This is a genomic window from Streptococcus sanguinis (genome assembly GCF_900475275.1).
Lineage (GTDB): Bacteria > Bacillota > Bacilli > Lactobacillales > Streptococcaceae > Streptococcus > Streptococcus sanguinis_N.
Genome location: NZ_LS483364.1, coordinates 588,680 through 612,535, shown reverse-complemented (window position 1 = coordinate 612,535; position 23,856 = coordinate 588,680). Strand labels below are relative to the sequence as shown.

General features: G+C 44.4%; 27 protein-coding genes. 3 read left to right on the top strand and 24 right to left on the bottom strand.

The features are described from left to right. The first annotated feature begins 1 nt into the window (after position 1). Positions 2-1,441 (top strand): TrkH family potassium uptake protein, encoded by a 1,440-nt coding sequence (locus DQM55_RS03180; protein WP_111675438.1) that lies wholly within the window; start codon positions 2-4, stop codon positions 1,439-1,441. A 47-nt stretch (positions 1,442-1,488) separates the two neighbouring features. On the opposite strand, the gene yidD is transcribed toward DQM55_RS03180, so the two are convergent. The 14 genes from yidD to DQM55_RS03110 form a co-directional block, all read right to left on the bottom strand. Beyond that, on the bottom strand, positions 1,489-1,743 hold the full coding sequence (gene yidD, locus DQM55_RS03175; RefSeq protein WP_080561352.1) for a membrane protein insertion efficiency factor YidD: 255 nt from the start codon (positions 1,741-1,743) through the stop codon (positions 1,489-1,491). After that, the gene (locus DQM55_RS03170) at positions 1,740-2,468 is read right to left on the bottom strand and encodes a pseudouridine synthase (RefSeq protein WP_002909097.1); all 729 of its coding nucleotides are present in this window, start codon (positions 2,466-2,468) and stop codon (positions 1,740-1,742) included. The genes yidD and DQM55_RS03170 overlap by 4 nt, the downstream gene beginning before the upstream one ends. After that, a complete protein-coding gene (gene scpB / locus DQM55_RS03165; protein ID WP_111675437.1) occupies positions 2,455-3,024 on the bottom strand; it encodes an SMC-Scp complex subunit ScpB in 570 nt (189 codons plus the stop codon). Before scpB ends, DQM55_RS03170 begins: the two co-directional genes overlap by 14 nt. Further along, positions 3,017-3,727 carry a segregation/condensation protein A gene (locus DQM55_RS03160; protein WP_002905143.1) on the bottom strand — a complete coding sequence of 237 codons (711 nt, stop codon included), beginning with the start codon at positions 3,725-3,727 and terminating at the stop codon, positions 3,017-3,019. The genes scpB and DQM55_RS03160 overlap by 8 nt, the downstream gene beginning before the upstream one ends. A gap of 2 nt (positions 3,728-3,729) precedes the next feature. Further along, entirely contained in the window at positions 3,730-4,461 is a 732-nt protein-coding gene (gene xerD / locus DQM55_RS03155; RefSeq protein WP_111675436.1) for a site-specific tyrosine recombinase XerD, read from the bottom strand. Then, complete coding sequence (gene cbpB / locus DQM55_RS03150) at positions 4,458-4,919, bottom strand: cyclic-di-AMP-binding protein CbpB (RefSeq protein WP_002897025.1); 462 nt, start codon at positions 4,917-4,919, stop codon at positions 4,458-4,460. The genes xerD and cbpB overlap by 4 nt, the downstream gene beginning before the upstream one ends. Further along, positions 4,916-5,437, bottom strand: a complete 522-nt coding sequence (locus DQM55_RS03145) for a metallophosphoesterase (protein WP_111675435.1) — start codon at positions 5,435-5,437, stop codon at positions 4,916-4,918. Before DQM55_RS03145 ends, cbpB begins: the two co-directional genes overlap by 4 nt. After that, positions 5,416-6,420 (bottom strand): nucleoside-triphosphate diphosphatase, encoded by a 1,005-nt coding sequence (locus DQM55_RS03140; protein WP_111675434.1) that lies wholly within the window; start codon positions 6,418-6,420, stop codon positions 5,416-5,418. The genes DQM55_RS03145 and DQM55_RS03140 overlap by 22 nt, the downstream gene beginning before the upstream one ends. Then, on the bottom strand, positions 6,417-7,211 hold the full coding sequence (racE, locus tag DQM55_RS03135) for a glutamate racemase (protein ID WP_111675433.1): 795 nt from the start codon (positions 7,209-7,211) through the stop codon (positions 6,417-6,419). The genes DQM55_RS03140 and racE overlap by 4 nt, the downstream gene beginning before the upstream one ends. 98 nt (positions 7,212-7,309) lie before the next feature. Then, a complete protein-coding gene (locus DQM55_RS03130) occupies positions 7,310-7,558 on the bottom strand; it encodes a YneF family protein (protein ID WP_002894600.1) in 249 nt (82 codons plus the stop codon). Between the two features lie 56 nt (positions 7,559-7,614). After that, a complete protein-coding gene (locus DQM55_RS03125) occupies positions 7,615-8,865 on the bottom strand; it encodes a diaminopimelate decarboxylase (protein WP_111675432.1) in 1,251 nt (416 codons plus the stop codon). 104 nt (positions 8,866-8,969) lie between these two features. Further along, positions 8,970-9,653 (bottom strand): Bax inhibitor-1/YccA family protein, encoded by a 684-nt coding sequence (locus DQM55_RS03120; protein WP_002913238.1) that lies wholly within the window; start codon positions 9,651-9,653, stop codon positions 8,970-8,972. Positions 9,654-9,678: 25 nt separating this feature from the next. Then, the gene (locus tag DQM55_RS03115) at positions 9,679-10,170 is read right to left on the bottom strand and encodes an HD domain-containing protein (protein ID WP_049553184.1); all 492 of its coding nucleotides are present in this window, start codon (positions 10,168-10,170) and stop codon (positions 9,679-9,681) included. A gap of 44 nt (positions 10,171-10,214) precedes the next feature. Next, positions 10,215-10,955, bottom strand: coding sequence for a TrmH family RNA methyltransferase (locus DQM55_RS03110; protein ID WP_111675431.1), 741 nt, complete (start codon positions 10,953-10,955; stop codon positions 10,215-10,217). 84 nt (positions 10,956-11,039) lie between these two features. Here DQM55_RS03110 and DQM55_RS03105 point away from each other — a divergent pair, with 84 nt between their 5' ends. Together DQM55_RS03105 and yidC are read left to right on the top strand one after the other, a co-directional pair. Next, on the top strand, positions 11,040-11,318 hold the full coding sequence (locus DQM55_RS03105; RefSeq protein ID WP_002897016.1) for an acylphosphatase: 279 nt from the start codon (positions 11,040-11,042) through the stop codon (positions 11,316-11,318). Between the two features lie 81 nt (positions 11,319-11,399). Then, complete coding sequence (gene yidC / locus DQM55_RS03100; RefSeq protein ID WP_111675430.1) at positions 11,400-12,323, top strand: membrane protein insertase YidC; 924 nt, start codon at positions 11,400-11,402, stop codon at positions 12,321-12,323. A gap of 116 nt (positions 12,324-12,439) precedes the next feature. On the opposite strand, the gene DQM55_RS03095 is transcribed toward yidC, so the two are convergent. The 10 genes from DQM55_RS03095 to DQM55_RS03050 form a co-directional block, all read right to left on the bottom strand. Beyond that, positions 12,440-13,675 (bottom strand): sensor histidine kinase, encoded by a 1,236-nt coding sequence (locus tag DQM55_RS03095; RefSeq protein WP_002913140.1) that lies wholly within the window; start codon positions 13,673-13,675, stop codon positions 12,440-12,442. Further along, the gene (locus DQM55_RS03090) at positions 13,659-14,360 is read right to left on the bottom strand and encodes a response regulator transcription factor (RefSeq protein WP_060976705.1); all 702 of its coding nucleotides are present in this window, start codon (positions 14,358-14,360) and stop codon (positions 13,659-13,661) included. The genes DQM55_RS03095 and DQM55_RS03090 overlap by 17 nt, the downstream gene beginning before the upstream one ends. Before the next feature lie 4 nt (positions 14,361-14,364). Then, positions 14,365-14,985, bottom strand: a complete 621-nt coding sequence (locus tag DQM55_RS03085) for a GTP pyrophosphokinase (RefSeq protein ID WP_111675429.1) — start codon at positions 14,983-14,985, stop codon at positions 14,365-14,367. A 153-nt stretch (positions 14,986-15,138) separates the two neighbouring features. Beyond that, positions 15,139-15,621 (bottom strand): transcription elongation factor GreA, encoded by a 483-nt coding sequence (gene greA / locus DQM55_RS03080; RefSeq protein WP_002894584.1) that lies wholly within the window; start codon positions 15,619-15,621, stop codon positions 15,139-15,141. Positions 15,622-15,763: 142 nt separating this feature from the next. Next, a complete protein-coding gene (gene mltG, locus DQM55_RS03075; protein ID WP_111675428.1) occupies positions 15,764-17,260 on the bottom strand; it encodes an endolytic transglycosylase MltG in 1,497 nt (498 codons plus the stop codon). A gap of 50 nt (positions 17,261-17,310) precedes the next feature. After that, on the bottom strand, positions 17,311-17,826 hold the full coding sequence (locus DQM55_RS03070; RefSeq protein ID WP_111675427.1) for a GNAT family N-acetyltransferase: 516 nt from the start codon (positions 17,824-17,826) through the stop codon (positions 17,311-17,313). Continuing rightward, entirely contained in the window at positions 17,826-18,338 is a 513-nt protein-coding gene (locus DQM55_RS03065) for a GNAT family N-acetyltransferase (protein ID WP_111675426.1), read from the bottom strand. Before DQM55_RS03065 ends, DQM55_RS03070 begins: the two co-directional genes overlap by 1 nt. 11 nt (positions 18,339-18,349) lie before the next feature. Continuing rightward, positions 18,350-19,684 (bottom strand): UDP-N-acetylmuramate--L-alanine ligase, encoded by a 1,335-nt coding sequence (gene murC, locus DQM55_RS03060; RefSeq protein ID WP_111675425.1) that lies wholly within the window; start codon positions 19,682-19,684, stop codon positions 18,350-18,352. A gap of 280 nt (positions 19,685-19,964) precedes the next feature. Next, the gene (locus DQM55_RS03055; protein ID WP_111675424.1) at positions 19,965-20,624 is read right to left on the bottom strand and encodes a cystathionine gamma-synthase; all 660 of its coding nucleotides are present in this window, start codon (positions 20,622-20,624) and stop codon (positions 19,965-19,967) included. Between the two features lie 54 nt (positions 20,625-20,678). Continuing rightward, a complete protein-coding gene (locus DQM55_RS03050) occupies positions 20,679-23,780 on the bottom strand; it encodes a DEAD/DEAH box helicase (RefSeq protein WP_111675423.1) in 3,102 nt (1,033 codons plus the stop codon). Positions 23,781-23,856: the final 76 nt, after the last annotated feature.

Here is a 23,856-nt window from a genome sequence, read left to right as displayed (position 1 = left end):
CATGAATAGATCTATGATTCGCTACCTGCTGGCAAAATTACTGCTGATTGAGGCGGCTCTGCTAATCGTGCCCATCATCGTCGCTCTAATCTACGGTGAACCTTTAAAGGTCTTTCTCTCTATCGGGGCGACCATGGCTATCCTGCTAGTTTTAGGTGGCATAGGCTCTTATTTAAAGCCCAAGGACCTACATATCTACGCCAAGGAAGGGGTACTGATTGTAGCCCTTTGCTGGATTCTCTGGTCCTTCTTCGGAGCCCTGCCCTTTGTCTTCTCTGGTCAGATACCGGACATCATCGATGCTTTCTTTGAGGTCAGCTCTGGCTTTACAACCACGGGAGCGACTATTCTCAACGATGTCGGCGTTCTCTCTCATTCGCTGCTCTTCTGGCGCAGTTTTACTCACTTAATCGGAGGGATGGGAGTGCTGGTCTTTGCCCTAGCTATTATGGACAATGCTAAAAATGGCCACTTGGAGGTCATGAAAGCAGAAGTTCCGGGCCCAGTCTTTGGCAAGGTTGTGTCTAAGCTCAAGAGTACGGCCCAAATCCTCTATATCATCTATCTGGCTCTCTTTGCTATCTTTGCGCTGCTTTATTTCCTAGCGGGTATGCCGCTCTTTGACAGCCTTGTGATTGCCATGGGAACTGCTGGTACAGGAGGATTCACCGTATACAATGACGGTATTGCTCACTACAACAGCTCACTGATTACTTATCTGGTCAGCTTTGGGGTCTTGGCTTTCGGGGTCAACTTTAATCTCTACTATTACTTGCTGATTCGCAAGTTTAAGGCCTGCTTTGGCGATGAGGAACTTAGAGGCTATCTCTGGATTGTCTTTCTTTCCACTGCCTTGATTGCCTTTAATGTCTTCCACCTCTATCAAGGCTTTGCCAAGAGCGTGGAGATTTCCTTCTTCCAGGTTTCCAATATCATCACAACGACTGGATTCGGCTATGGTGATACGGTCAAGTGGCCTCTCTTTTCTCAGGTCATCCTGCTCCTGCTCATGTGTATCGGGGGGTCGGCTGGGTCAACCGCTGGGGGATTCAAGGTCATTCGGGGGATTATCATTTCCCGCATTGCCAAAAATCAAATCCTCTCTACCCTATCACCCAATCGGGTCCTAACCATGCATGTCAATGGTGCCGTCCTAGATAAGGATACCCAGCACAAGGTCCTCAAATATTTAGCAACCTATGTTTTGATCGTTCTGACGCTGATTTTCATCGTCAGCCTGGATAATAACAATCTCATGACAGTTGTCAGTGGTGTTCTATCCTGCTTCAACAATATCGGTCCTATGATTGGGACGACGGATACTTTTTCTATCTTCAGTCCTTTTTCTAAGCTATTGCTGTCCTTTGCCATGATTGGCGGACGTTTGGAAATCTACCCAATTCTCCTGCTCTTCTTGCCTAAGACTTGGTCTAGAAGATAGGAAACACTCTGAGATTATAGATAAAAAAAGTCACACTAGCTAAATAGCTAGTGTGACTTTTTGCTTGTAGCGTTTCTTTTCAGACTGAAATGGTCTGGTACAGGATCATCTCCTGACTGAGACCAAGGATGACAGCGGAGAATTCGCGCCAAACCCATCAAAACTCCCTTGGCACCATGCTTCTGGATAGCCTCTATCATATAGTTAGAGCAGGTGGGCCGAAAGCGGCAAGATGGAGGAAAAGCAGGTGAGATGAAACGTTGATAAAAGCGGACAGGAGCAATAAGCAGTTTCTTTATCATTTCTTGGTCTTGGTTACAGCCAGTGTGTGCAGCTGGCTGACTTCTTTTTTACTGAGCTTACGATACTCACCAGGCTTAAGGCCCGTCAGGTCCAAATGACCAAAGCGAGTCCGTGACAGCTTATCCACCTGCAGTCCGACAGCTTGGAACATCTTCTTGACCTGATGGTTACGGCCTTCGTGGATGGTCAGCTGAACGACCGAGCGATTTTTCGCCGGATCAACCTTGATAATCTCATAAACTGCTGGCTTGGTTTTGCGCCCCTCTATCTCAATACCGCGAGTCAGAGGACGAAGAACTTCTTTATTGGCCAAACCTTTGACACGCGCCACATAGACCTTATCAATCTCATTGCGGGGATGAATCATCTCGTCGGTAAAATCCCCGTCATTGGTCAGAATGAGGATGCCAGAAGTATCCCAGTCCAAACGACCAACCGGATAAATTCGCTCCTTGACCTGAGGCAAGAGCTCCACGACCGTCTTACGTCCCTTGTCATCACTGACAGAAGAAATGACCCCGCGCGGCTTATTGAGGAGGTAATAAACCTTCTCTTCATTGTAGATAGGTTGGCCTTCTACTTCCACACGGTCGCCAGACTTGACGTTCGTCGCCAGCTCACGTACCACTTGGCCGTTTATACTGACCTTCCCCTGCCTGATTAGCTCTTCTGCCTTACGGCGACTGGCTATCCCAGCATGAGCGATGTATTTATTGATTCTCATTGATATCTGTCCTTTCAATAAAGAGCTGGCTTTCTTCAGCAACTAGCTCTGTTTCTTCGACAATCGGCAGCTCATCTAGGTGATTGATCCCCATATAGTCTAAGAAATAATCCGTTGTCACATAGAGATTTGGCCGACCAATGACTTCCTTTTTGCCATCTTCTCGAACCAGTTCAAAAGCCAAGAGCTTAGCCAAAGCACCGCTGGAATTAACCCCGCGGATGTCGTCTATTTCTACCCTTGTAATCGGCTGCTTATAGGCAATGATAGACAAGGTCTCAAGGGCCGCCCGCGATAGACTTTGATTAATCGGCGCCCGTGAATAGGCCCGCAGAATCTCAGCAAACTCTGACTTTGTGACCAGCTTATAAGTCTTTGAAGTTTCCAGCAGGGTCAGGCTGGAGTCCGGATTGGCCTCATATTGCTCAGCCAACTTCTCCAAACTCTGAATAACCCCAGTCGGCGGCAAAGAAAGGATTTCTGCCAATTGATGAACCTTGAGTCCATCTTCTCCCGCCACAAAAAGCAGGGCTTCAATCTCTGCTAACTTACTCATTTCCTCTTCCTACTAAATAAATATTTCCAAAATTTTCTTCCTGAATGACTTGCACTTCCTGCACCTTGACCAATTCCAAGGTCGCTAGAAAGAGAGTGATAACTTCATTCATGTCCTTGGTCTCTGCGAAAATTTCCTGCAGAGCCAGACGGCTCTTACCAGCACAGCGCTGACGCACCACATCCATCATGTCCTCAATCTTGTACTCGTCTCGCACAATGGTTGTATGGCTCTTAGAAAACTCCTCTTGCTTCTTGGCGATAACCTTGGAAAAAGCCAAGAAAAGATCAATCGTTGACTTGTCATGCAAGAGCTCAGCATCCTCGTAAACCAACTCCAGCTTGGGTTTAGAATAATAAAGCGCCCGGTCATCATGCTGGAGCGACATTTTCTCACCTAAGAGCTTGAACCTGCGGTATTCCTCAATCTGGCTCAAAAGGTCTTGCTCCAAATCATCTTCCAGCTCAGCATTATCCGCCACCTTAGGCAGAAGCTTGCGGCTCTTAATCAGCATGAGCTGGCTTGCCATGACCATATACTCGCCCGTCACTTCCAGCTTCATGGCCTGCAAAGTAGCCACATAAGCCAGATACTGCTCGATGACCTCCGTAATGGGCACATCATAAATATCCACCTGGTACTTAGATACAAGGTGGAGCAGCAGGTCCAACGGGCCTTCAAAATCTTTTAGTTTGATATCCATTTTTATCTGTATTTTTCTAGTGTAATCATGGTTTTCAAGCCCAAATCTTGGGCAATATCATAGAGGCCAATCCCCTTCTCCCGCTGACGCAAAATAAACTGCTCACGCAGGCTTTGGGCAGATAGACTGGCTTGTCCCTGCTCAATCAAGAAGGCCTCTAGCTGACGGAAGCCCCATTGACGAGAATAGGATTTGCCGTTTTTCTCAAATAAATATGTACCTGTCAGATAGTCTTCTAACTCACCCGTCAGGCTCTCAGGAATCTTGATAACCCGCTTCTGACCGGCCTTTTCAATCTTCAAAACCTGAAAGTCAAGATTGACATCAGCCACTCTGACCTGCAAAATCTCGCTAGGCAGCAAGCCCATTTCCAAGATAAGAAGAGCCATCAGCCGCCCCCTGGGAACTCTTGATTCCTGCCAAAAAGCAGACAGATCCAGCAGTTCATTTTCCTGCTCCTTCGATACGGAAACCTTGGGCAGGACCAAACGGTGGAACTCCTCAATAAGCTGCTGCTGATAAAGGAAGTAGAGAAATTGATTGACTGCTGAGAGCTTCCGCTTCTGAACAGCTGCCTTAAAATCCTTGATAGAGGCCTGATAAATCCGCAGATTGGTCTCGGTAATCCGGTCATGTACTTCCTCGATAAACTGCTCCAAATCATAAGAATAGGCAATTTTAGAATTTTCTGAGATATTTTTTTGATTTAAAAACGGTCTAATGTATTCTTTCATTTTTTGCGAATTTCGTACTTTTTGCTAAAGCCGTGCAACAAAGAATTGACAGCTTTCAAAATGGACTTTCTAGTAATAATTCCGTAAAAATGCTGATCCTCGCCCACAACCGGCAGAAAGGACTCGTCGACCAGCTTATGAAGCACATCTGATACAGTATAATCTGGCCCAACTGTCAAGTCGTCCATTTTGGTCATGTGGACGATGTCTGTCATCATGAATTCCTCTTCTGGCAAATCATGGCGCATGCGATAGGACATGATGTCTGTCAGGGAAATCGTGCCAACAAACTTTTTATCTGCTGTCACGACTGGTACACGTGAGTATGTCATCTGGCTCAATAGTAGGATAGCATGATCCACATTGTGGGTGTCAATCATAACCGCCAGATTTTCCCCAGGCGTCAAAAAAGTTTCTTCATGTTGCAGCAGATAGTCTTCAAATTCCTTAGCAATCATCGGCTAAACTCCTTGGACAAGCTTGGATAGAGTTCATGATTTCGCGTATAGTAATCAACTTTAAAGCGGTCATCATCAATCTCTACCTTAGCGTAGAGACGTTCGTTGATCAGACCGCGTGGCTGGCTGATGGAGCCCGGATTCAGAAAGAGCGTTTTGCCCTCCATTCGAGAATCTGGGATATGCAGGTGACCGTAGAGGCAGATGTCTGCATTAACCTCTTGCGCCCACAAATCCAGCTTTTGAAAAGAAAAGTTGATATGGAAGAGATGGCCATGAGTCTGGGCAATAATGGTCCCCGCCAAATCCGTCACCAATCGTTCTGGATAGCCGTCGTAAAAGTCCATATTCCCTGCAACAACCTGAATCCCTTGCCATACCTCATCATCAGAAGGAAGCTCAGAGTCTCCGTTATGGAAAATCGCATCTACCTTTCCAATATAATGATTCCTAATTTCTTCTACAATAGCACGGTCGCCATGAGAATCACTCATGACTATAATGGTTTGCTTTGCCATGCTGGAAATACCTCCACTAATTTCTTAACTGCCTGAGCCCGATGGGATTGCGCATTTTTTTCTTCTATCGTTAGTTCGGCAGACGTTTTTCCTGTTTCTCCCACTAAGAACAAGGGATCATAGCCAAAACCATTTTCCCCTTTTGGCTCATGGGCAATGTAGCCTGGCCAATCCGCTTCAACTACCAGAGACTCCCTATCAGGACTAGCCACCACTAGGGTCGTATGAAAATGAGCCGAGCGGTCCTTGATATCAAACACCATAGCTAATTCATGCAGGAGCTTGATGTTGTTTTCATCATCTGTCGCGCCTACTCCAGCGAAGCGAGCCGACCATACTCCAGGCAAGCCACCTAAAACATCGACCTGCAGACCTGAGTCGTCAGCTAGCACCATTTTACCGGTCAGCTTACTGATTGTCTCTGCCTTGAGCCGCGCATTTTCCTCAAAGGTGGTTCCAGTCTCTTGCACTTCTGGCAAATCAGGATAATCATTGAGATTTTCAACCTTATAGCCCAGCTTCTCAAAGAGTTTGCGAAACTCTGCTGTCTTTCCTTCGTTGCGCGTCGCAATCAAGATCGTATCTCCGACAGCCATCTCCGACTCCTGCCCCTGACCAAAAAAGTCAGTCATCTTAACTCCATCTTTAGACAGGAAGAAAACCTTGCGCAGCAAGTCCTTTTCTGTAATCAGAATAGCCCCCTTATGACTGGTCGCCTTAAAATCCCGCTTCTGGCGGTCGTTAATCATACTGAGGACAAACTGGATATAAGACATGGGCGATCCGTATTTGACCACAACTGTGGTAAAGGCATTGTATTCTTCTTCCAAATCCCGCTCAATCAGCTCGCTCAACTCCGCATCAATATGCTCCAAGAGCCTGTATGGGATGTCGTTGAAATGATAGCCAGCCTTACGAAAGCGAGTCCATTCTCCGATATACCAATTGTTCTCGTCAATGTATTCATAAATTTTATTTGTCATAAGCTTACATGCTCCACATTCACTTTCAGGCCCAGCCAGCTTTCTGCAATCTCCGAAAAGCTCTTGGCATTGGCAGTTGTGTAAAATTGGTGATTGAACTCCTGTTTTTCCCGACTGCGGTTGATTTCAAAGTAATTGAGCAGGACAGAAATATCCCGTACGCACTCTGCCCCGCTATCAATCAGCTTCACATTTGGTCCCATCCTATTTTGAATAATAGGCCGGAGCAAGGGATAGTGGGTACAGCCCAAGACAAGGGTGTCTACTCGGCCAGCCAGAGGTTGCAGGGTTTCATAGACCACTTTTTTGGTAAGACTGGAATGAAGTTCATTGGACTCTACCAAAGGCACAAACTTAGGGCAGGCCAAACTTTCCACCTGCATCTCCGGCGAGAGCGCTTCAATTTTCTGGCGATAGATATCAGAAGAAACTGTCATTGGCGTTCCAATAACACCGATGCGGCCGCTGGCAGTTGACTTAATAGCCGCGCTAGCCCCCGGCAGAATCACGCCTAGTACTGGAATATCCAGCTTTTCCTTCACTTCTTCCCAGACAACAGCAGTCGCTGTATTGCAGGCAATGACTATCATCTTAACATCCTTGGTCAGGAGAAAGTTGACCAATTGCCAGGTATAAGCGCGAATCTGCTCGGCAGGCCTAGGACCGTAAGGAGCCCGCGCTGAATCTCCGATATAAATGACCTCTTCGTGGGGGAGCTGCCGCATGAGCTCACGGACTACAGTCAAACCGCCCACTCCTGAGTCTAAAAAACCGATTGGTCGATTATCCATAAGGTCTTCTTTCTAAAACAAGGGACTGGAAGCCGATTCCAAATCCCCATTTTTTTATAGATTTTCTCTGCTGGTATTAAAAGCCAGCCTCTAGAAAATTATTTTTTCTTTTTGCTCTTAGCAAGCGCAGCTTTCTGCTGGCTGATAATTTGACGATAGACTTGCTGCACTTTCGCTTCATTTGGCCGTTGACCGCTAGCGCTAAGCAAGGTCCGAACTGCTTCTACATTTAAACGCGGATTTTCTGCAAATTCTTTCTCCACTTGCCGACGAAGCAGATACATACCCAAAATCACGCCTCCAGCAAATGCTGCCATAATCAAGAAAATTGCTAAAACTAAATTCATATCGAGAACTCCTCTATTTCCATTTTTACATTGCTCTTCATTATATCAAATTTTCTCTATTTTTCAAAATCAAAGCCATACAGTGTCGCAAAATAATCTTCTGGTTTTTCTGCCCGACGAATCATGCGAACGTTGCCATCTTGTTCCAAGAGAATTTCACTGGAGCGGAGCTTGGCATTGTACTGATAGCCCATGGAGAAACCATGCGCACCAGTATCGTGTATCACCAGTGTATCGCCAATTTGACTGACGGGCAGCGGGCGATTAATGGCGAATTTGTCGTTATTCTCACAGAGACTGCCGACAACATCCACAATCTCTGTCTCACCCTCAGGTCGATCCATATTGGTAATGTGGTGATAAGAGCCATACATAGCAGGACGAAGTAGATTGACTGCAGAAGCATCCACTCCCAGATAGGTTCGGTAGGTCTGCTTCTTATGGGTGACCTTGGTAACAAGTAGACCATAAGGTGCCAACATAAAGCGGCCCAGCTCCGTATAAATCTTTACCTGTCCTAGGCCAGCAGGTGTCAGAATAGCTTCATAGGCCTGACGAACTCCTTGACCGATGACCGCAATGTCATTTTCCTCACCTTCAGGCTGATAATTAATGCCGACTCCACCAGAGAGATTGATAAAATCCAACTCAACTCCTGTCTCAGCCACTACTTCCACAGCCAGCTCAAAAAGCTGACGGGCCAGTTCGGGATAGTAGTCATTACTGACAGTATTAGAGGCCAAGAGGGCATGAATCCCAAACTTCTCAGCTCCCAAGTCCTTGAGCTCTTTGAAAGCCTGAATCAGCTGGTCCTTGGTCATACCAAACTTAGCTTCTTCTGGATTATCCATAATGCTGGTTCCCAGCTCAAAGACACCGCCAGGGTTGTAACGGCAGGAAATGACCTTGGGAATACCAGCGGCTTCCTTTAGAAAAGCTACATCTTCATAGGCATCCAGATTGATAGTCGCTCCAAGGTCACGCGCAAACTGAAAGTCCTCAGCTGGTGTGTTATTGGATGAAAACATGATATCCTGTCCAGCAAAGCCCAGCTTTTGGCTCATGAGCAGCTCAACATAGCTAGCACAGTCCACCCCGCAGCCTTCTTCTTTGAGGATTTTTAAAATAGCAGGATTGGGAGTGGCCTTGACAGCAAAATACTCTTTAAAGCCTGGATTCCAAGAGAAGGCCTTATGCAGGGCACGCGCTCTTTCCCGAACCCCCTTCTCATCATAAAGATGGAAAGGGGTTGGAAATTGAGCCGTAATCTCAGCTAGCTTTTCACGACTGACAAAAGGAGTTTTCATACTATTCTCGCTTTCTATTTGCTGGGTTTATTATACCATAAATCCATAGGAGAAACAAAAAGCACTGGAGCAAACGTCCAATGCTTGAGCCTTATTTAACCTAGTTATTTATTTCTTCCAAAAATACGCAACAAGCTGAGGAAGAGATTAATGAAGTCCAGATACAGATGCAGAGCAAGAGAAATTGCCCAGCCATTTCCTGGATTGCCATTGGTCTGCTCATAGACATAGCGGATTTTCTGATTGTCCCAAGCGATAAGTCCTGAGAAAATAAGGACACCAACGATACTGATGATAAAGTCCAAGCCACTGCTTCTCAAGAAGATATTAAGGAAGCTAGCAGCGATAATACCAATCAAACCGGCCATACAAGCTCTCCCCATTCCAGAAAGATCCTTTTTAGTCACCTTGCCGATGAACCCCATGGCAAAGAACATAACGGTCGTTGTCAGAAAGGCTAAGAGAACAGTTGACTGAAGATACAGCGCCATGATAATACTTAAGGTAAAACCATTGATGGCTGAATAAGCTAAAAACATAGGCAACGCCGCTGGGCTATTGCTCCGAGCAGTTCCAGATGCTACCAACACAAGGATAAACTCAACTGCAATAGCTGCATAGAAAATCCAAGTGGAGCCTGTCAGAACAGAGATAATAATGTCCTGAAAGAAATTCAGCATCAAGAGAGAGACGATTGCTGAGATTCCAATACCGACTCCAACGATAGAATAAATCTTGGCATAGAAAGAATTAATATCTGATTGATCTTGAATAATAGAATGATTCATAGTTACTCCTTTTATAATTAAACATTTACGGTTTCAGCATCTTTCGATGAAAGAGCTTGCGATTACCGCCCTTGCGTCTCCAAGGTGCCGTCGCTTCTTTGACGGCCCAATACTTGTCCACCATTGTCACAACGAATGATTCTTTGTAACGAGGCGGTGCCAAAGTCAGGCCCCACATATGCTTGACGATAATGTCCTCTTCGACCTTATTGAGTTTGGTAATCTTACGAGCATTGCGAACTGCCAACCTCGGATGAACCCAAGCATGACTCTTCTTAAACTTAGTCACACGCCAATCATAGTAGAATAAGTCATGAAGCAGGGCACCGCGTGCCGTGCTGCGAGCATTCCAGCCAAATTTTTTGGCAATTCTGTAACTAGTATAACTTACATTGATGGAATGTTCAAGTCTATTGGAATGAATATGATGGGGAATTTCTTTCAGGCGCTGCACACTGGGCTTTTCAATCAGGTGCCCAACATAGGCCATAAATTCCTCGTCCTTTTTGTAAGGCATAGAATCACCTCCCTTGCCAACTATTATATCTCTTTTTCTGATTTTTAGCTTAAATGAAAGATTAAAATACCAGCAGCGACAGCAACATTGAGACTTTCTGCCTGCCCCTTCATGGAAATATGGACCAGAATATCAGCTGCTGCCGTCATTTCTGGACTAATCCCCTGCCCTTCATTGCCCATAACTAGGGCAAAGCTCTCTTTGCTGTCTACCTCTCTGTAATCGATAGATGTTGACGACAAGGTCGATGCCAAAATCGGCAGACGGGAAGACTGAGTCAGCCTAATAAAATCTGCTGTATCCATCCGATAAACAGGCAGATGAAAATGGCTCCCCTGCATAGAGCGCAGCGTTTTTAGGTTATAGATGTCTGCCGACAGACGAGAGATAAAAACCCCGTCAAAACCAGCTGCATCTGCTGTCCGAATGATGGTACCGACATTACCTGGATCCTGAACGTCCTCCAAGAAAAGATAGCGCCCATTTAACCCCGATGGTATTTCTTCCCTTTCAAAAGCCACTTCCGCGACAATCCCCTGTGGCGTCTTACTATCAGCCAAATCTGCTAAAATCTCTGGACTGACAAAGATTACCTGAGAAAAATCAGCTAATCGCTCTGCGTATTCTGCTAAAGCAAAAATCCTAATCAGCTCTGCCCCACTGCTGACAGCTTCCTCAAATAAATGCCAGCCCTCGATCAAATAAGAATCCTTGCGGTATTTTTTGTGATGAAGTTTTTTAGCTTTTTTTACCACATTATTGGCTTTTGAGGTTATAATATTCATAAGAACATTATACCACAATTTAGCAGACTTGCACTCATACTGAGGGCTTAAATCCCCTCGGTCCGCTCACTAAAGGAGGATGCCATGCAGAAAGTAAAAATGATAGCCCAAGGACGAGTACAAGGGGTCGGATTCCGCTGGGGAGTTTATTCTCTAGCGCTGGAAATCGGAGGTATTACCGGCCGGGTCTGGAACAATGATGACGGTACTGTTGGCATTCTGGCTCAGGCTGATGACCCAGCTCTGATGGCCAAATTTATCCAAGAAATCCGCAAGGGACCGACACCTTTTTCTAAGGTCAGCTATTTGGATGTCACCATGGCTAATTTCGACTCCTATCCTGACTTCAAAATTTCAAATTAGGTCTGCAGAACTATTGTATATTTTGCAAAAAAACAGTAGAATAGATAGGTATTATTTTTTAGAAACAAAGGATATGAACTCGTGAAACATTTCAAACGCTTTTTATTCTCCGGTATGGGACTGGCTGCGCTTCTTTTCCTGTCCGGCTGTGTGGGCCGCGACAAGGCCGGTAATCCTTCTGGTCTGATTTGGGACGTGATTGGTCAGCCTATGGCGGATGGTATCCAATTCTTTGCCAAGAATTCAGGTCTGGGTTATGGTCTGGCGATTATCATCGTTACGCTCATCGTGCGGATTATCATTCTGCCGCTGGGAATCTATCAGTCTTGGAAGGCAACGCTTCAGTCTGAAAAGATGAACTACTTCAAGCCGATTTTTGCCCCAATCCAAGAGCGAATCAAAAATGCCGAAACTCAGGAAGAGAAAATACAGGCTCAGCAAGAACTGATGGCTGCTCAAAAAGAGAATGGACTCAGCATGTTTGGCGGTATAGGCTGTCTGCCTCTGCTCATCCAAATGCCTTTCTTCTCAGCCCTCTTCTTTGCCGCTCAGTATACTCAAGGAGTTGCAGGCAGTTCCTTCCTCTGGATTAAAGACCTGGCCAAAAGCGACTTGGCTTTGACTGCCATTGTCGGTATCCTCTACTATATCCAGTCGGTGCTCTCTCTGCATGGTATTGAAGATGAAACTCAAAGAAACAGCATGAAACAGGCTTCTTATATGAGTCCTATCATGATTGTTGGTTTCTCATTCCTCTCTCCTGCCGCAGTCACTCTCTACTGGGTAGTTGGTGGATTTATCCAAATTATCCAGCAATTTATCATCAACTATATCATCCGACCTCGCTTGAGAAAACAGGTAGCAGAGGAATTTGAAAAAAATCCTCCTAAAGGCTTGAAAAAAGCGAGTCGGGCTAAAGATGTCACTCCAAAAGCTCAGCCGGCTATTGAGCAAAAGAACAAAAAGAAAAAGAACCGTAATGCTGGTAAGCAACGGTCAAGATAAAGAAAAATTCTTCTAGTATTAGCTAGAAGAATTTTTTTAATCTCAAGTTAAAATCAGCATCGCCGATACAAAAAGCTCAGCAAACAAAGCAATAACTGATGAACGAGGTGACTCTATCACAGTAGAACAGTAAAGCCAATCAATCCTTTCTTATATGAAACCCAAATCCTGCCCTTGAAAATCCGCACCAGACTTTCTGCCATGGATAGGCCAATCCCGTAGCCAGGCTGCTTCTGATTGTGCGATTCGTCTTCACGATAGAAACGGTCAAAGAAACGACTGTAATCAACATTCTTACCGTCAGCATAACTATTGGCTACCGTCAAACGGGCTCGTTTCCCGCGCTTGGCCTTGGTCAAGGTGACAAAAATTTGCCCATCTTCGTCACAATACTTGCAGGCATTGTCAATCAGGATACTAACCAATTCATAAAGTTCATCTTCAGTTGCCTTGACATGGATGTCTTCCTGCAGCTTGATCTCGTACTTCTTGCCTGCCTTCTCGATGACAGACTTGAAGTTTCCAGCCACTTTTTTGACAACTTCTGAGAAATTCACATCTACCAAGGTAACATCTGGCTGCTCTTCCAGACGGGCCAGAACGACCATTTGATTGATTAGGTTGCTGAGCCGCTTGACCTGGTCCTTGGTGCTTTCTGTCCATTCATTTTCGCCAGTCATCAGCTCTTGCAGCTCCGTATTGGCTGAAATGATTGCCAATGGCGTCTTCAGTTCATGTCCAGCATTAGTGATAAAACGCTTCTGATTTTCATAGTTTTTGATATAGGGGCGGATGGCAAAGTTGGAAAATCCAGACACGACCAAGACAAAGAAAATAAAGCTATAGAAGCACAACTGGATAGACAGCCAGAAAAAGTCATTGCGGCTTTCGAGATAATTGGTCGAATCTAAGACCACCAGTAAATAGCGCTTGGTCTTGGAATCCTGCGTTATCTGGTAGGAATAAAATTGACTACCTACCTTAAAAACTCCACTGCTACGACTGTCCTTAATCACTTTGTTAGCGTAGCTAAGCGCCTGCTCCTTAGATAGATTGGAAAGATGGTCTAAGTTGGTGGAGTAAAGTGTTTTGTCTTCCTTATAGACCACACTGAAATAGCGGTATTGGTAGATGGTATCAATGGTGATACGGTCGTTTTGCAAGCTCTCTGCTGTTTCTTCTACGCTGGGAAAATCTCCATTATTGGCAGATAGAATATTGAGAACGGCTTGGATTTCTCCGTTGGTCTGCAGAAAGCGAACGGAGTTTAAGACAGCAATCATGGTCAGCAAAATACAGACAATAGCCGCCGAAGCCAGCAGGATGAACCGAATTTTAAGCTTCCGAAACATGGCTATCTCCTTCCAGCGGCACCAGAGTGAAACTGCCACCTTCCTCACCCAAGATAGCAAGGTCAGCATGAATAGCCTTCAGCTTCTGACGCAAATAGGATATATAAATCCAGACGAAGCCCTCATCTAAATCCTCATCCTCGTCATTAGCCCAAACATGACGAAAGATTTCCTGAGTAGAAAGACTCTTCTGGGCATTAAGCATAAGAAATTCCATCATTTTAGATTCCTTGCCGGCTAAGCGAATAGAATTGGAGCTAATGAGCTCATGCTCTCCGACATTGAGGCTCGTTTGGCCAATCTGCAGCAAATTGGGAGTGAACGTCGCTACCCGTCTGGACATGGACCGCAGGCGAGCCAGAAGCTCTTTCAGAGAGAAGGGCTTGGTCAGATAATCATCTGCACCGGCATCCAGCCCTGTGACCTTGTCATCCACCTCCGACATAGCTGTCAGCATGATGACGTGGGTCGTATTGCCGGTTTGGCGGATTTCTTTCAGCGCTTCAATGCCTGTCTTGACCGGCATCATGATATCCAGAATCATCAAATCATAGGCATTTTCCTTGGCCAAGTCTACAGCCTCTTGCCCATCAAAGGCTGTATCAACTTGATAGCCTTCATGGGTCATCGCCGTTTCCAAGACACGGGACAGCTGCTGCTCATCTTCAGCTAATAAAATCTTCATCATCTCACTCACTTTCTCGAATCAAATTGCGGATGGTCTGCATGGTCACATCACAAGAAGCCAGCTCATCTGCACATCGTTTCAGCTCGCGGACAATCCGCTTGCTGTCTTTAATCTCATGCTTGTACTTCATCTGATGCTCTAAGCTGGCCCAAGAGTCCATAGCAATGGTCCGAAGCTGGATTTCTACAAAATAGCGGCCGGGATTTTGACCATGGCAGTCCTCATAAGGAGTCTCCACTTCTAATATCAAGTGGTAGGAGCGATATCCATTAGGCTTGGCAGCTCGGATATAGTCCTTTTCCAGAACAATCTCACAGCCCTCCAGCTGACGAAGCACCTCAATAGTCTGATAGATGTCCTCAATAAAACCGCAAACAATCCGAATCCCAATCGCATCACGAATTTCTTTCAGGGCTGACTCTGGCGCCCTAGGCAAATTCTTGCGTTGACATTTCTCTTCCATACTGACTGCCTGCTTGACCCGTGCATTAAAATGCTCAAAAAGCTTCTGCCCCGTTTCCTGCTTGACTCGATCATTTGCCTCTTGAATACGCTGACTAAGATCCTCTAAAATCTTGGGCAGGTAGGCCCCATATTTCCCATAAATATCTTGCTCTTGCATACAGTTCTCCTACTTTTCTAGCTTATTCTCATTATAGCATAAGCATCTGTCTTTTCTCTATTTTTCCCCTGCTCTTCTTATCTATCCTATACTCTCTGTCTTAAAAGAAACGAAAAAAGAACCAGTCTTCTAGCCAGTTCCTTTTGGTATTTATTAAACGGTTTTTTCAACCTTGAGAATTTTAACGTCGTAGCTGCCAACCGGTGTTTCGACTGTTGCAGTATCGCCCGTCTTTTTGCCAATCAGAGCTTGACCAATCGGGCTTTCATTGGATACCTTGCCTGCGAAAGCATCTGCACCAGCAGAACCAACGATAATGTAAACTTCCTCTTCGCTTTCGCCTACTTCTTGGATGGTAACTGTTTTGCCGATAGCTACCTCGTCCTTGGCTACAGCGTCACTGTTTACAATCTCAGCGTAGCGAATCTTGGTTTCCAGACTAGAAATCTGTCCTTCCACAAAAGCCTGTTCGTCCTTTGCAGCTTCGTATTCACTGTTTTCTGACAAATCTCCGTATGAGCGGGCAATCTTGATACGTTCTACCACTTCTGGACGACGCACCAATTTCAATTCTTCTAATTCTTTTTCTAGTTTTTCCTTTTCCTCTAGGGTCATAGGATAAGTTTTTTCAGCCATTTTTTCTCTTTTCTTTTATTTTCTTTTATTTTAAAACTAAAACAAGAGGCTGAGACAAGTCTGTATCAGTCCCTTTTTTATATAGCAGGACTGAGAAAGCTAGAACTAGCTGCACTAGTTTCCTCGTCTGCAATAACAGCAATTAATCAGTGCTGCTGGATTGAGTGAGCTTGCTGTTGACATGCTCCTCAACATTTTTGGCGTGTTCCTCATAAGTATTGGCGAAGTAAACAGCGCCTGTTTCAACATTTGCCACAAAGTAGAGGTAGTCCGTCTTACTTGGATTAATGGTAGCTTCCAGAGCTGACATGCTTGGACTATCGACTGGCCCAGGCATAAGCCCTTCTTTTTTATAGACATTGAAAGGCGAGTCGATATTGGTATCAATTTCAGCATCCTCTTTCAGAGTCGTTTTCTTTCCTAGCTTGCCTTGAGCATAAAGGATAGCGATATTACTCTGAAGTGGCATCGCTTGATTGAGACGATTGTAAAATACGCTGGCAATATCTTTGCGATCCTGATCTGTCGAACCTTCTTTTTCCACTAGAGAAGCAAGTGTTAAGACTTCATTAACCGTCAAGTTCTTTGATTCAATAGTAGAGTAGTAAGAAGACAGATTGGTATTCATTGCGCCCAACATCTGGTCAATCAAGCTTTCCAAATCCGCATCCTCACCATAGTTATAAGTGGCAGGGAAGAGATAACCTTCTAAGCGGTACTTGACTCCGCTGTCCTTGCTTGGCAATGTGCCCAGCAGCTGTGGATATTTAGCAGCCATCTTGGAAATGAAAGCTTCATCCTGCACCTTAGCTAGGAAATCGTCCTTGCTAAAAGGTGTCTTGCTAGTCTTCTTAGAAGTTGCAGCTGCATTAACCGTCACAGCCTCTGCAATCTGCTCCAGTGTATAGCCTTCAGGAATAGTAACCTTACCAACAACTGGTGGTTGCGGTGTATCTGTTCCACCTTCCTGAAGCTGTCGAGCAATGGTATCTAGGTCCATACTCTTCTGGAGATTGTAATAGCCAGACTGGTAATTGTTAAAGCTTTTAATTTTGGAATAGAGACTAAAAACTTGAGCATTTTTAATCAGCCCCTTTTTCTCGAGGATTTCCCCAATCTGTTTAGAGCTAGAGCCTTCTGGTACTTCAACCGTCACATACTCTGTTGCATTTGCATCAACAGGTTTAAGAGCTGAAGATACATAAGTATAGCCGACAACTCCTGTGACTACAAGTCCCAGCAGGACAATCAGCAAAACCGTTGTCATAATCCTGCGGGCTAAGGTGTTTTGACGTTTTTTCTTGACCGTATTGTTGGCCCGATTAGCCCGAGATAGAACCTCATTGGGCTTCTTATCTTCCTCATCCACTCGGCCATAGACCTGAGGGTGAGCCTTTTCATTCTCTGCAACCTTGTAGGAAACATCTACCGAAGCCGGTCTAGCTTCAAAGTCGTCCGCAGCTGCTGTTTCTTTTGCAGAAGCAGAGTCCGCTTCTGACTGGCTAGTTGAAGAGGGAGTTTGTTCTTCCTTTTCTCCAGCTAAGTCTTTCAAAATCTGCTCTTTAAAGCTCAGATTCTTCTCTTTGTCTTGTGATTTTTCAGTCAAAAATTTGACCTCCTTCATCATAATCCCTAACATTATATCTTAAAAGTCAGATAAATGCAATAAGAGTAGGATTTTCTAGCTTATTATTGGTTTTTTTGCAGTTTGAGACTAGGGTTTTCCCAGACCATATCAAACCAAGTAGCACCTGCGTAAGTTGATTTTGACAAACCTTCATTTACAAAAGCATGTTTTTCGTAGTAAGCGGTGAGGTAGTCGTGGCAGGTCAGATTGATACCGTGCCGTTCTTCTGCTATAGCAATCTCTTTCATAGCTTCCAAAAGCTTGCGACCAACCCCCATCCCCTGAGCATCTTTCGAGATAGAAAGGCTAGTCAATGAGATAAAGCCACCGTCCAGATGACCATAATCTTCAATCTCCTCTGTAAAGGAAATATCCTTTAAATAACGTTCTGGACGGACAGGTCCTTCCAGATAGCCCAGAATCTTACCATCCCTTTCTGCCACCAAAAAAGTTGAAGATAGGGTTTGGATATGTGCTGCTAGACTTTCGCGGCTAACAGCCTCTTCTGGACTGAAATTTTCCAATTCGATAGCATAAATGGCATCTAAGTCAGCCATTTGAGCTTGACGGATAATCATCACTTCTCCTTAAAATTGGGATTTTCCCACACCATATCAGACCAAACAGCCCCACCATGAGTTGAGTCAGAAATCCCTTCGTGGACGAAACCATTCATCTCATAATAAGGTATCAGCTCATCATGACAGGTTAGGCTAATGCCCTTTCGATTTTGCTGAACAGCTGTCTCCTTGAGAGCTGCAAGCAACAAGGTTCCGACCCCCTGCCTCTGAAAATCAGGATGGACGGACAGACTTTGGACAGCAATGAAGCCACCTTCTGGAGGAATAGCACCCACCTTGCTAAAGAGGTCATATGTCAAATATCGCACCTGAACAGCTGGTCCAACAATATAGCCCGCCAGCTGACCATGCAGCTCTGCTAGCAAAAAAGTATCTGGAATCTGCTCAATCCGCTCTTTGAGAACTTCTGAACTGGCTGCTTCTACTGCTGGAAAATTCAGCTGTTCAATTGCAAGAATTTCCTCCCAGTCGCTCAAGTCAGCCTGTCTGATTCGAATCGGTGCTTCCATCAAGTCTCCTCCTACTGAACGTTGCTGGTCAGATTGGACAAGAGACGTTCAAAGGAATATTCATAGGTCTGGATGTCACCAGCTCCCATAAAGACATAAACTGCATTATCGTGGTCAAGAAGCGGAGAAACATTATCCACGTCAATGACCTTTGCCCGCTTCACAATCTTTTCAGCCAGATCTTCGACCTTGACATCACCATTGTCCACTTCACGCGCAGATCCGTAAATCTGAGCTAGATAGACTGAGTCAGCCTGATTGAGAGCTTCCGCGAATTCGTCCAAGAGAGCAATGGTCCGAGTGAAGGTATGCGGTTGGAAAATTGCCACGATTTCCTTGCTTGGATACTTCTGACGTGCTGCATCCAGAGTCGCAATAATTTCCGTCGGATGGTGAGCAAAGTCATCAATAATAACTGTTTCGTTAACAATCTTTTCAGTAAAGCGGCGCTTAACTCCACCAAAGGTCTTGAGGTGCTCCCGAACTAGATTCAAATCAAGACCTGCAGTATACAAGAGACCGATTACTGCTGTTGCATTCATAATGTTGTGGCGGCCAAAGCTTGGAATTTGGAACTCACCCAGCTCTTGCCCACGGAAAGAAACTTTAAAGCCTGAACCGCTGGTGGAACGCAAGAGATCGTGAGCGACAAAGTCATTGCCCTCTTCCTTGAAGCCATAGTAGTAAATCGGAGCCTTGGACGTAATCCGGCGCAGCTGCTCATCTTCTCCATAAATGAAAAGCCCTTTGGTAATCTGCTTGGCATAGTCATTGAAAGCATTAAAGACATCTTCCAGACTCGTGAAATAATCCGGATGGTCAAAGTCGATATTGGTAATAATCGAATATTCCGGATGATAGGGCATGAAATGACGCTCGTACTCGTCTGACTCAAAGACAAAATACTTGGCATTGGCAGAACCACGGCCTGTACCGTCACCAATTAGATAGCTAGTATCCGTGATATTGGAGAGAACATGGGAGAGAATACCCGTTGTAGAGGTCTTCCCGTGGGCACCAGCCACTCCCAAGCTGACAAAGTCACGCATAAAGCCACCTAAAAACTCATGGTAGCGTTTATAGCTGATGCCGTTTGCGTCTGCATAGGCAATTTCTACATTGTTATCTGGACGAAAGGCATTGCCGGCAATGATTTCATAGTCCGGCTGGATATTCTTTTCATCAAAAGGCAGAATGGAAATGCCAGCCTGCTCCAGACCACGCTGAGTGAAATAATATTTATCAACGTCACTGCCCTGAACCTTATGGCCCATCTGGTGCAGCATCAAAGCCAAAGCGCTCATACCAGAGCCCTTAATCCCGATAAAATGATAGGTTTTCGTCATGATTACTCCTTAAAATACAAGGCCATAAAAGCAAGTCCCAAGAGGAAAATCTCCGCAGATCCTCATCAGCCCGCAAGGATTTCCTTTAATTACAAACTTTTAGGCACCACCAAAACACCAAAGAAGCCGGACCAATCAGTAAGTCCCAGCTTCTAGCATCGGTCTTCTTCAACCGATGATGGATGTTATATGCAGATAGATTTTACATTTACATAATCAAACAGCAATTTCCTTTATACACCAGAAAATTGCAGGCAGAAAAGGATCAAGCAAGCCAGCTTTATTCGCTGTCCAAGCCTGTCAAATTCAGCTCTTGAGCCTTGGAATGCTTCAACTGCTCCTCCTTAGCCCTATCCTGATTATAGATCTGACTGGTTTTTAAAAAATCATAATTGTTCTTCTTAGGCTTTTCTTCCGGCTCCTGCGGCTGAGGGCTATACTCAGGATGAATATCCGCCAAAATATAGTTTTCCTGCTGAAGCCTGTCGCCAAACTTCGTAAATTCGCCCGATGTATTCTTTTGAAAAGGGGCTGTTGGCTTAGGTCTTTCCGCATTAGAAGCTATCGGAAGCTTTCTGTTGCGGACCTTAGTCGGAAGGTCGCTGGTCAGATAAGGTGCTGAACGCTTCTTTTTCAAATCTGCCCGAGCTTCCTCGCGTGCCTGCTCAGCATAACGAATGGCTGGATCTTTCTTATCAATCGGCTTTTTAAAATCCTTGAAAGCAGACTGCTTTTGCAGCGGTCTTCTGATAGCCTGACTGGCAGCGATGGGAGCATGCCTGCTGGAGTCCACAATCGGCATCCATTCCAAATAATTACGGTCTGTATAGTCTCCGGTAATGTTGCTAATGAGATCCAGTTCATCATAAAGATTCATATGCGGCATTTCCGTCAGCATGATTTCATCATCTGACACCAGAGGAAATTGTTTATCAGTCATATCTTTTTCCTTTCAACCCTTCATTATTATAAACTATTCAGGCTATTTTTCAAGCTATTCTGCCGAAATTCCCAGAATTTCTCGAATTTCCTCCACAGAAAGACTAGATTTGGCTTCTGCTCCGTCCAGAATAGTCGAAACCAGATTGCGCTTGCTCTCCTGCAACTCCTGTATCTTCTCCTCAATCGTTCCCCGTGTAATCATCCGATAGACTTCGACATTGCGCTCCTGACCGATACGGTGGGCACGGCCGATGGCCTGGGCCTCAACCGCTGGATTCCACCAGAGATCGACCAAGATGACTGTGTCTGCACCGGTCAGATTGAGACCGACACCTCCAGCCTTGAGGGAGATTAGAAAGGCTGATCGCTGGCCGTCATTGAAGGCTGTTGTCATGTCCTGACGCTCCTTGGCTGGAGTAGAGCCTGTAATCTTAAAGGACTCCATGCCTAGCTTATCCAGCTCACTCTCAATAATATCCAGCATACCACGAAATTGTGAAAATATGAGGACACGACGATTACCATCTTGTATCTGTTCAAGTAATTCCCGCAAACTTTCTAGCTTACCGCTCTCGCCCTCGTAATCTTCCATAAACAGCTTCGGAGTATCACAGATCTGGCGGAGACGCATAAGACCTGACAGAATCTCTATCTTGCTGCGGTTGATTTCATCTTCTGTCGCATGGATAATTCTGTCCTGCATTTGTTTGAGCAGAGCCAGATAAATGGTCTTCTGACTATCTGCCAATTCATTGCGATAAGCTACTTCAATCAAATCAGGCAATTCCTGCAGCACATCTTCTTTCTTGCGCCGCATAACAAATGGTTTGATATAGCGGGCGACTTTCTCAGCCGGCAGTTTTAAAAATTCCTTTTTGCTTGGCAAAAGTCCTGGCATGACAATCTGGAAAATAGACCAAAGTTCTCCCAGATTATTCTCAATCGGCGTCCCAGAAAGGGCATAAGTATGCTCCACTTCAAAATCCCGCAAATACTGGGCAATCTTGGTCTGGTCATTCTTCATGACCTGAGCCTCATCCAAAATCAGATACTGGAAGTGGTTGTCCTTGTATTCTTCCACATCCTGCCTGAAGGAAGCATAGCTGGTAATGGTAATCTGATGCTTCTCCGCAATCAGCTCATCACGAACATTTTTCAGACCATACACCACCGCCACATCCAAATGCGGAGCAAATTTAGCAAACTCATCGCTCCAGTTGTAAATCAGGCTGGATGGCGCCAAGATTAAGACTTTCTTAGAGTCATCTATACGCGAACTCAGAAAAGAAATTGTCTGCAGGGTTTTCCCTAGTCCCATATCGTCAGCCAAGATGCCACCGAAGCCATACTTATCCAGCATGGATAACCACTTGACACCCGTCTCTTGGTAATCCCGAAGGTCAGCCTTGACTTGCAGCTGGGGAAGAGGAAATTCCTCAGGGTGAGTCAGGTCAAAGGCCAGCTGCTGTACATCTTTTGAAAACTGTACCCTATCCTTGCCCTTAAAAAACTCTGCCAGTTGATAAGCTGCCAGACTGCTGGTCTGAATGAAGCCATTTTTAGTCCGCTTACTCCGCAGCTGCTGCAAAGTCCGACTCATCTCCTTGGTCTCTTCATCGAAAATCAAGACTTGCCCGGACTTACTGATAAAGAAGTCCTGCTCCTTAAAGAGCGAATCAAGAACTGCGTCAATCTCTGACTGCGCAATGCCAGCAAAATCGAAACCAATATCTAAAAGACCACCATTAAGTTGAACTGAAACATCTAGTTTTGCAGAAGCTCCTAGCTCCTGCAATTGATCAGATAACCAAACCTTACCCAATTTTCTAAATGACGGAATAACCTCAGAAAAGAAATGATAAATCTCCTCCGATTTCAAAGGTAACCGTTGACTGACAAAATTGTCAGAAAAACCATTAGATAGCATCGTTTTAAAAATGTCTTGCTCATGATTAAAATCACTAGCATAAGGTAATTTCTCTAGTTCTTCTCTACACCTTATCTTTCTATCCTCAAATTCAAAAAGGAGTGTTAAAACGATTTCCCGATTTTCCGCTATGTCAAAACTAAAGTGAGGCGTAAATTCGTGTATTATTAGTGATTTCGGTGCTACAACTCGACCTACTTCACTAAACATGGACAAACTGCTTGCCAGTTTAGCTTTTTCAGCCCCATCAAACTGCAAATGCTTTTCCCCGTCTTGAGCTATTGGTAAATCTCTTAATGCTTTTATTAAAATGATTTGTTTATGATTTAATTGGTAAAGGGTATTGCCAGATAAAATATACTGACCATCATACAACATTTTATAGTTCTTTTCTGAAACCGTTAATTCAAAGTAATCGGCATTTTCTTCAACCTTAAAGTGATAAATCCCAGCATCCTCATGAAAATCCTGAAACATAACTTCTCTATAACTATAGAAGCCACATTCCAACTGGAATGATGTGAGATTCATTAATAGATCGACGCCTTCTTCAAATAGACTTGCAGGAAAAAATAAATTGCGTCCTGTATTTGGAAAAATTAAATTGGTTTCTTTTCCTTGGCTATCCTTTACTAGCCCCTGTAAAAAAATGAGGAGTTCCTGACTAGCCTCATCAAATTCTTCAAAGCTAATTGATTCATAATAGCTTTTTCCAATTTGATAATATCCTTTTTTTACCACGGTCCTCAAAAAAGATAAAATATCTCGAATGACATAAGAACGTTCATCTGGCAAACGCGAAATTCTCAGAGTCCAAAGAATATGTCCAAGGTAATCATCTTCTTGACCAAAAGCAGATAATTCATATCGAATATCCTCTTTAGATTTTTCAGAAAAGATTTTATCTAGAAATAAACTTCCGAAAGATACTAATTTTTGTGTTTCCTGCTGTGAAGTTTCTTTTTTCTCCATATTTTCCAAAAAAGTCTTACCATCTATATCGTTTTTTAGAAAATATTCTAAACCAGCTAAATGAGCACAGTATTTTTTCTTTTTAAAAAAATCGCAGGAACAAAAAATAGCATCATCATTTAAACTATACCGTAAATTTTGTTCATCAATCCGAGTGTATAAAAAAGAATCCTTGGCTTCTATAATTTCAATTTTTCCAGCTTCGGCTAAGTTTATTCCTTCTGTCCGAATCTTACCAGGAATTAATTTTGCCATAATTACCACCTTACATTTATCTCACCATTATACCATACTTTCGACATAAAAAAGAAAAGCAAGCTCTTATGCTTAC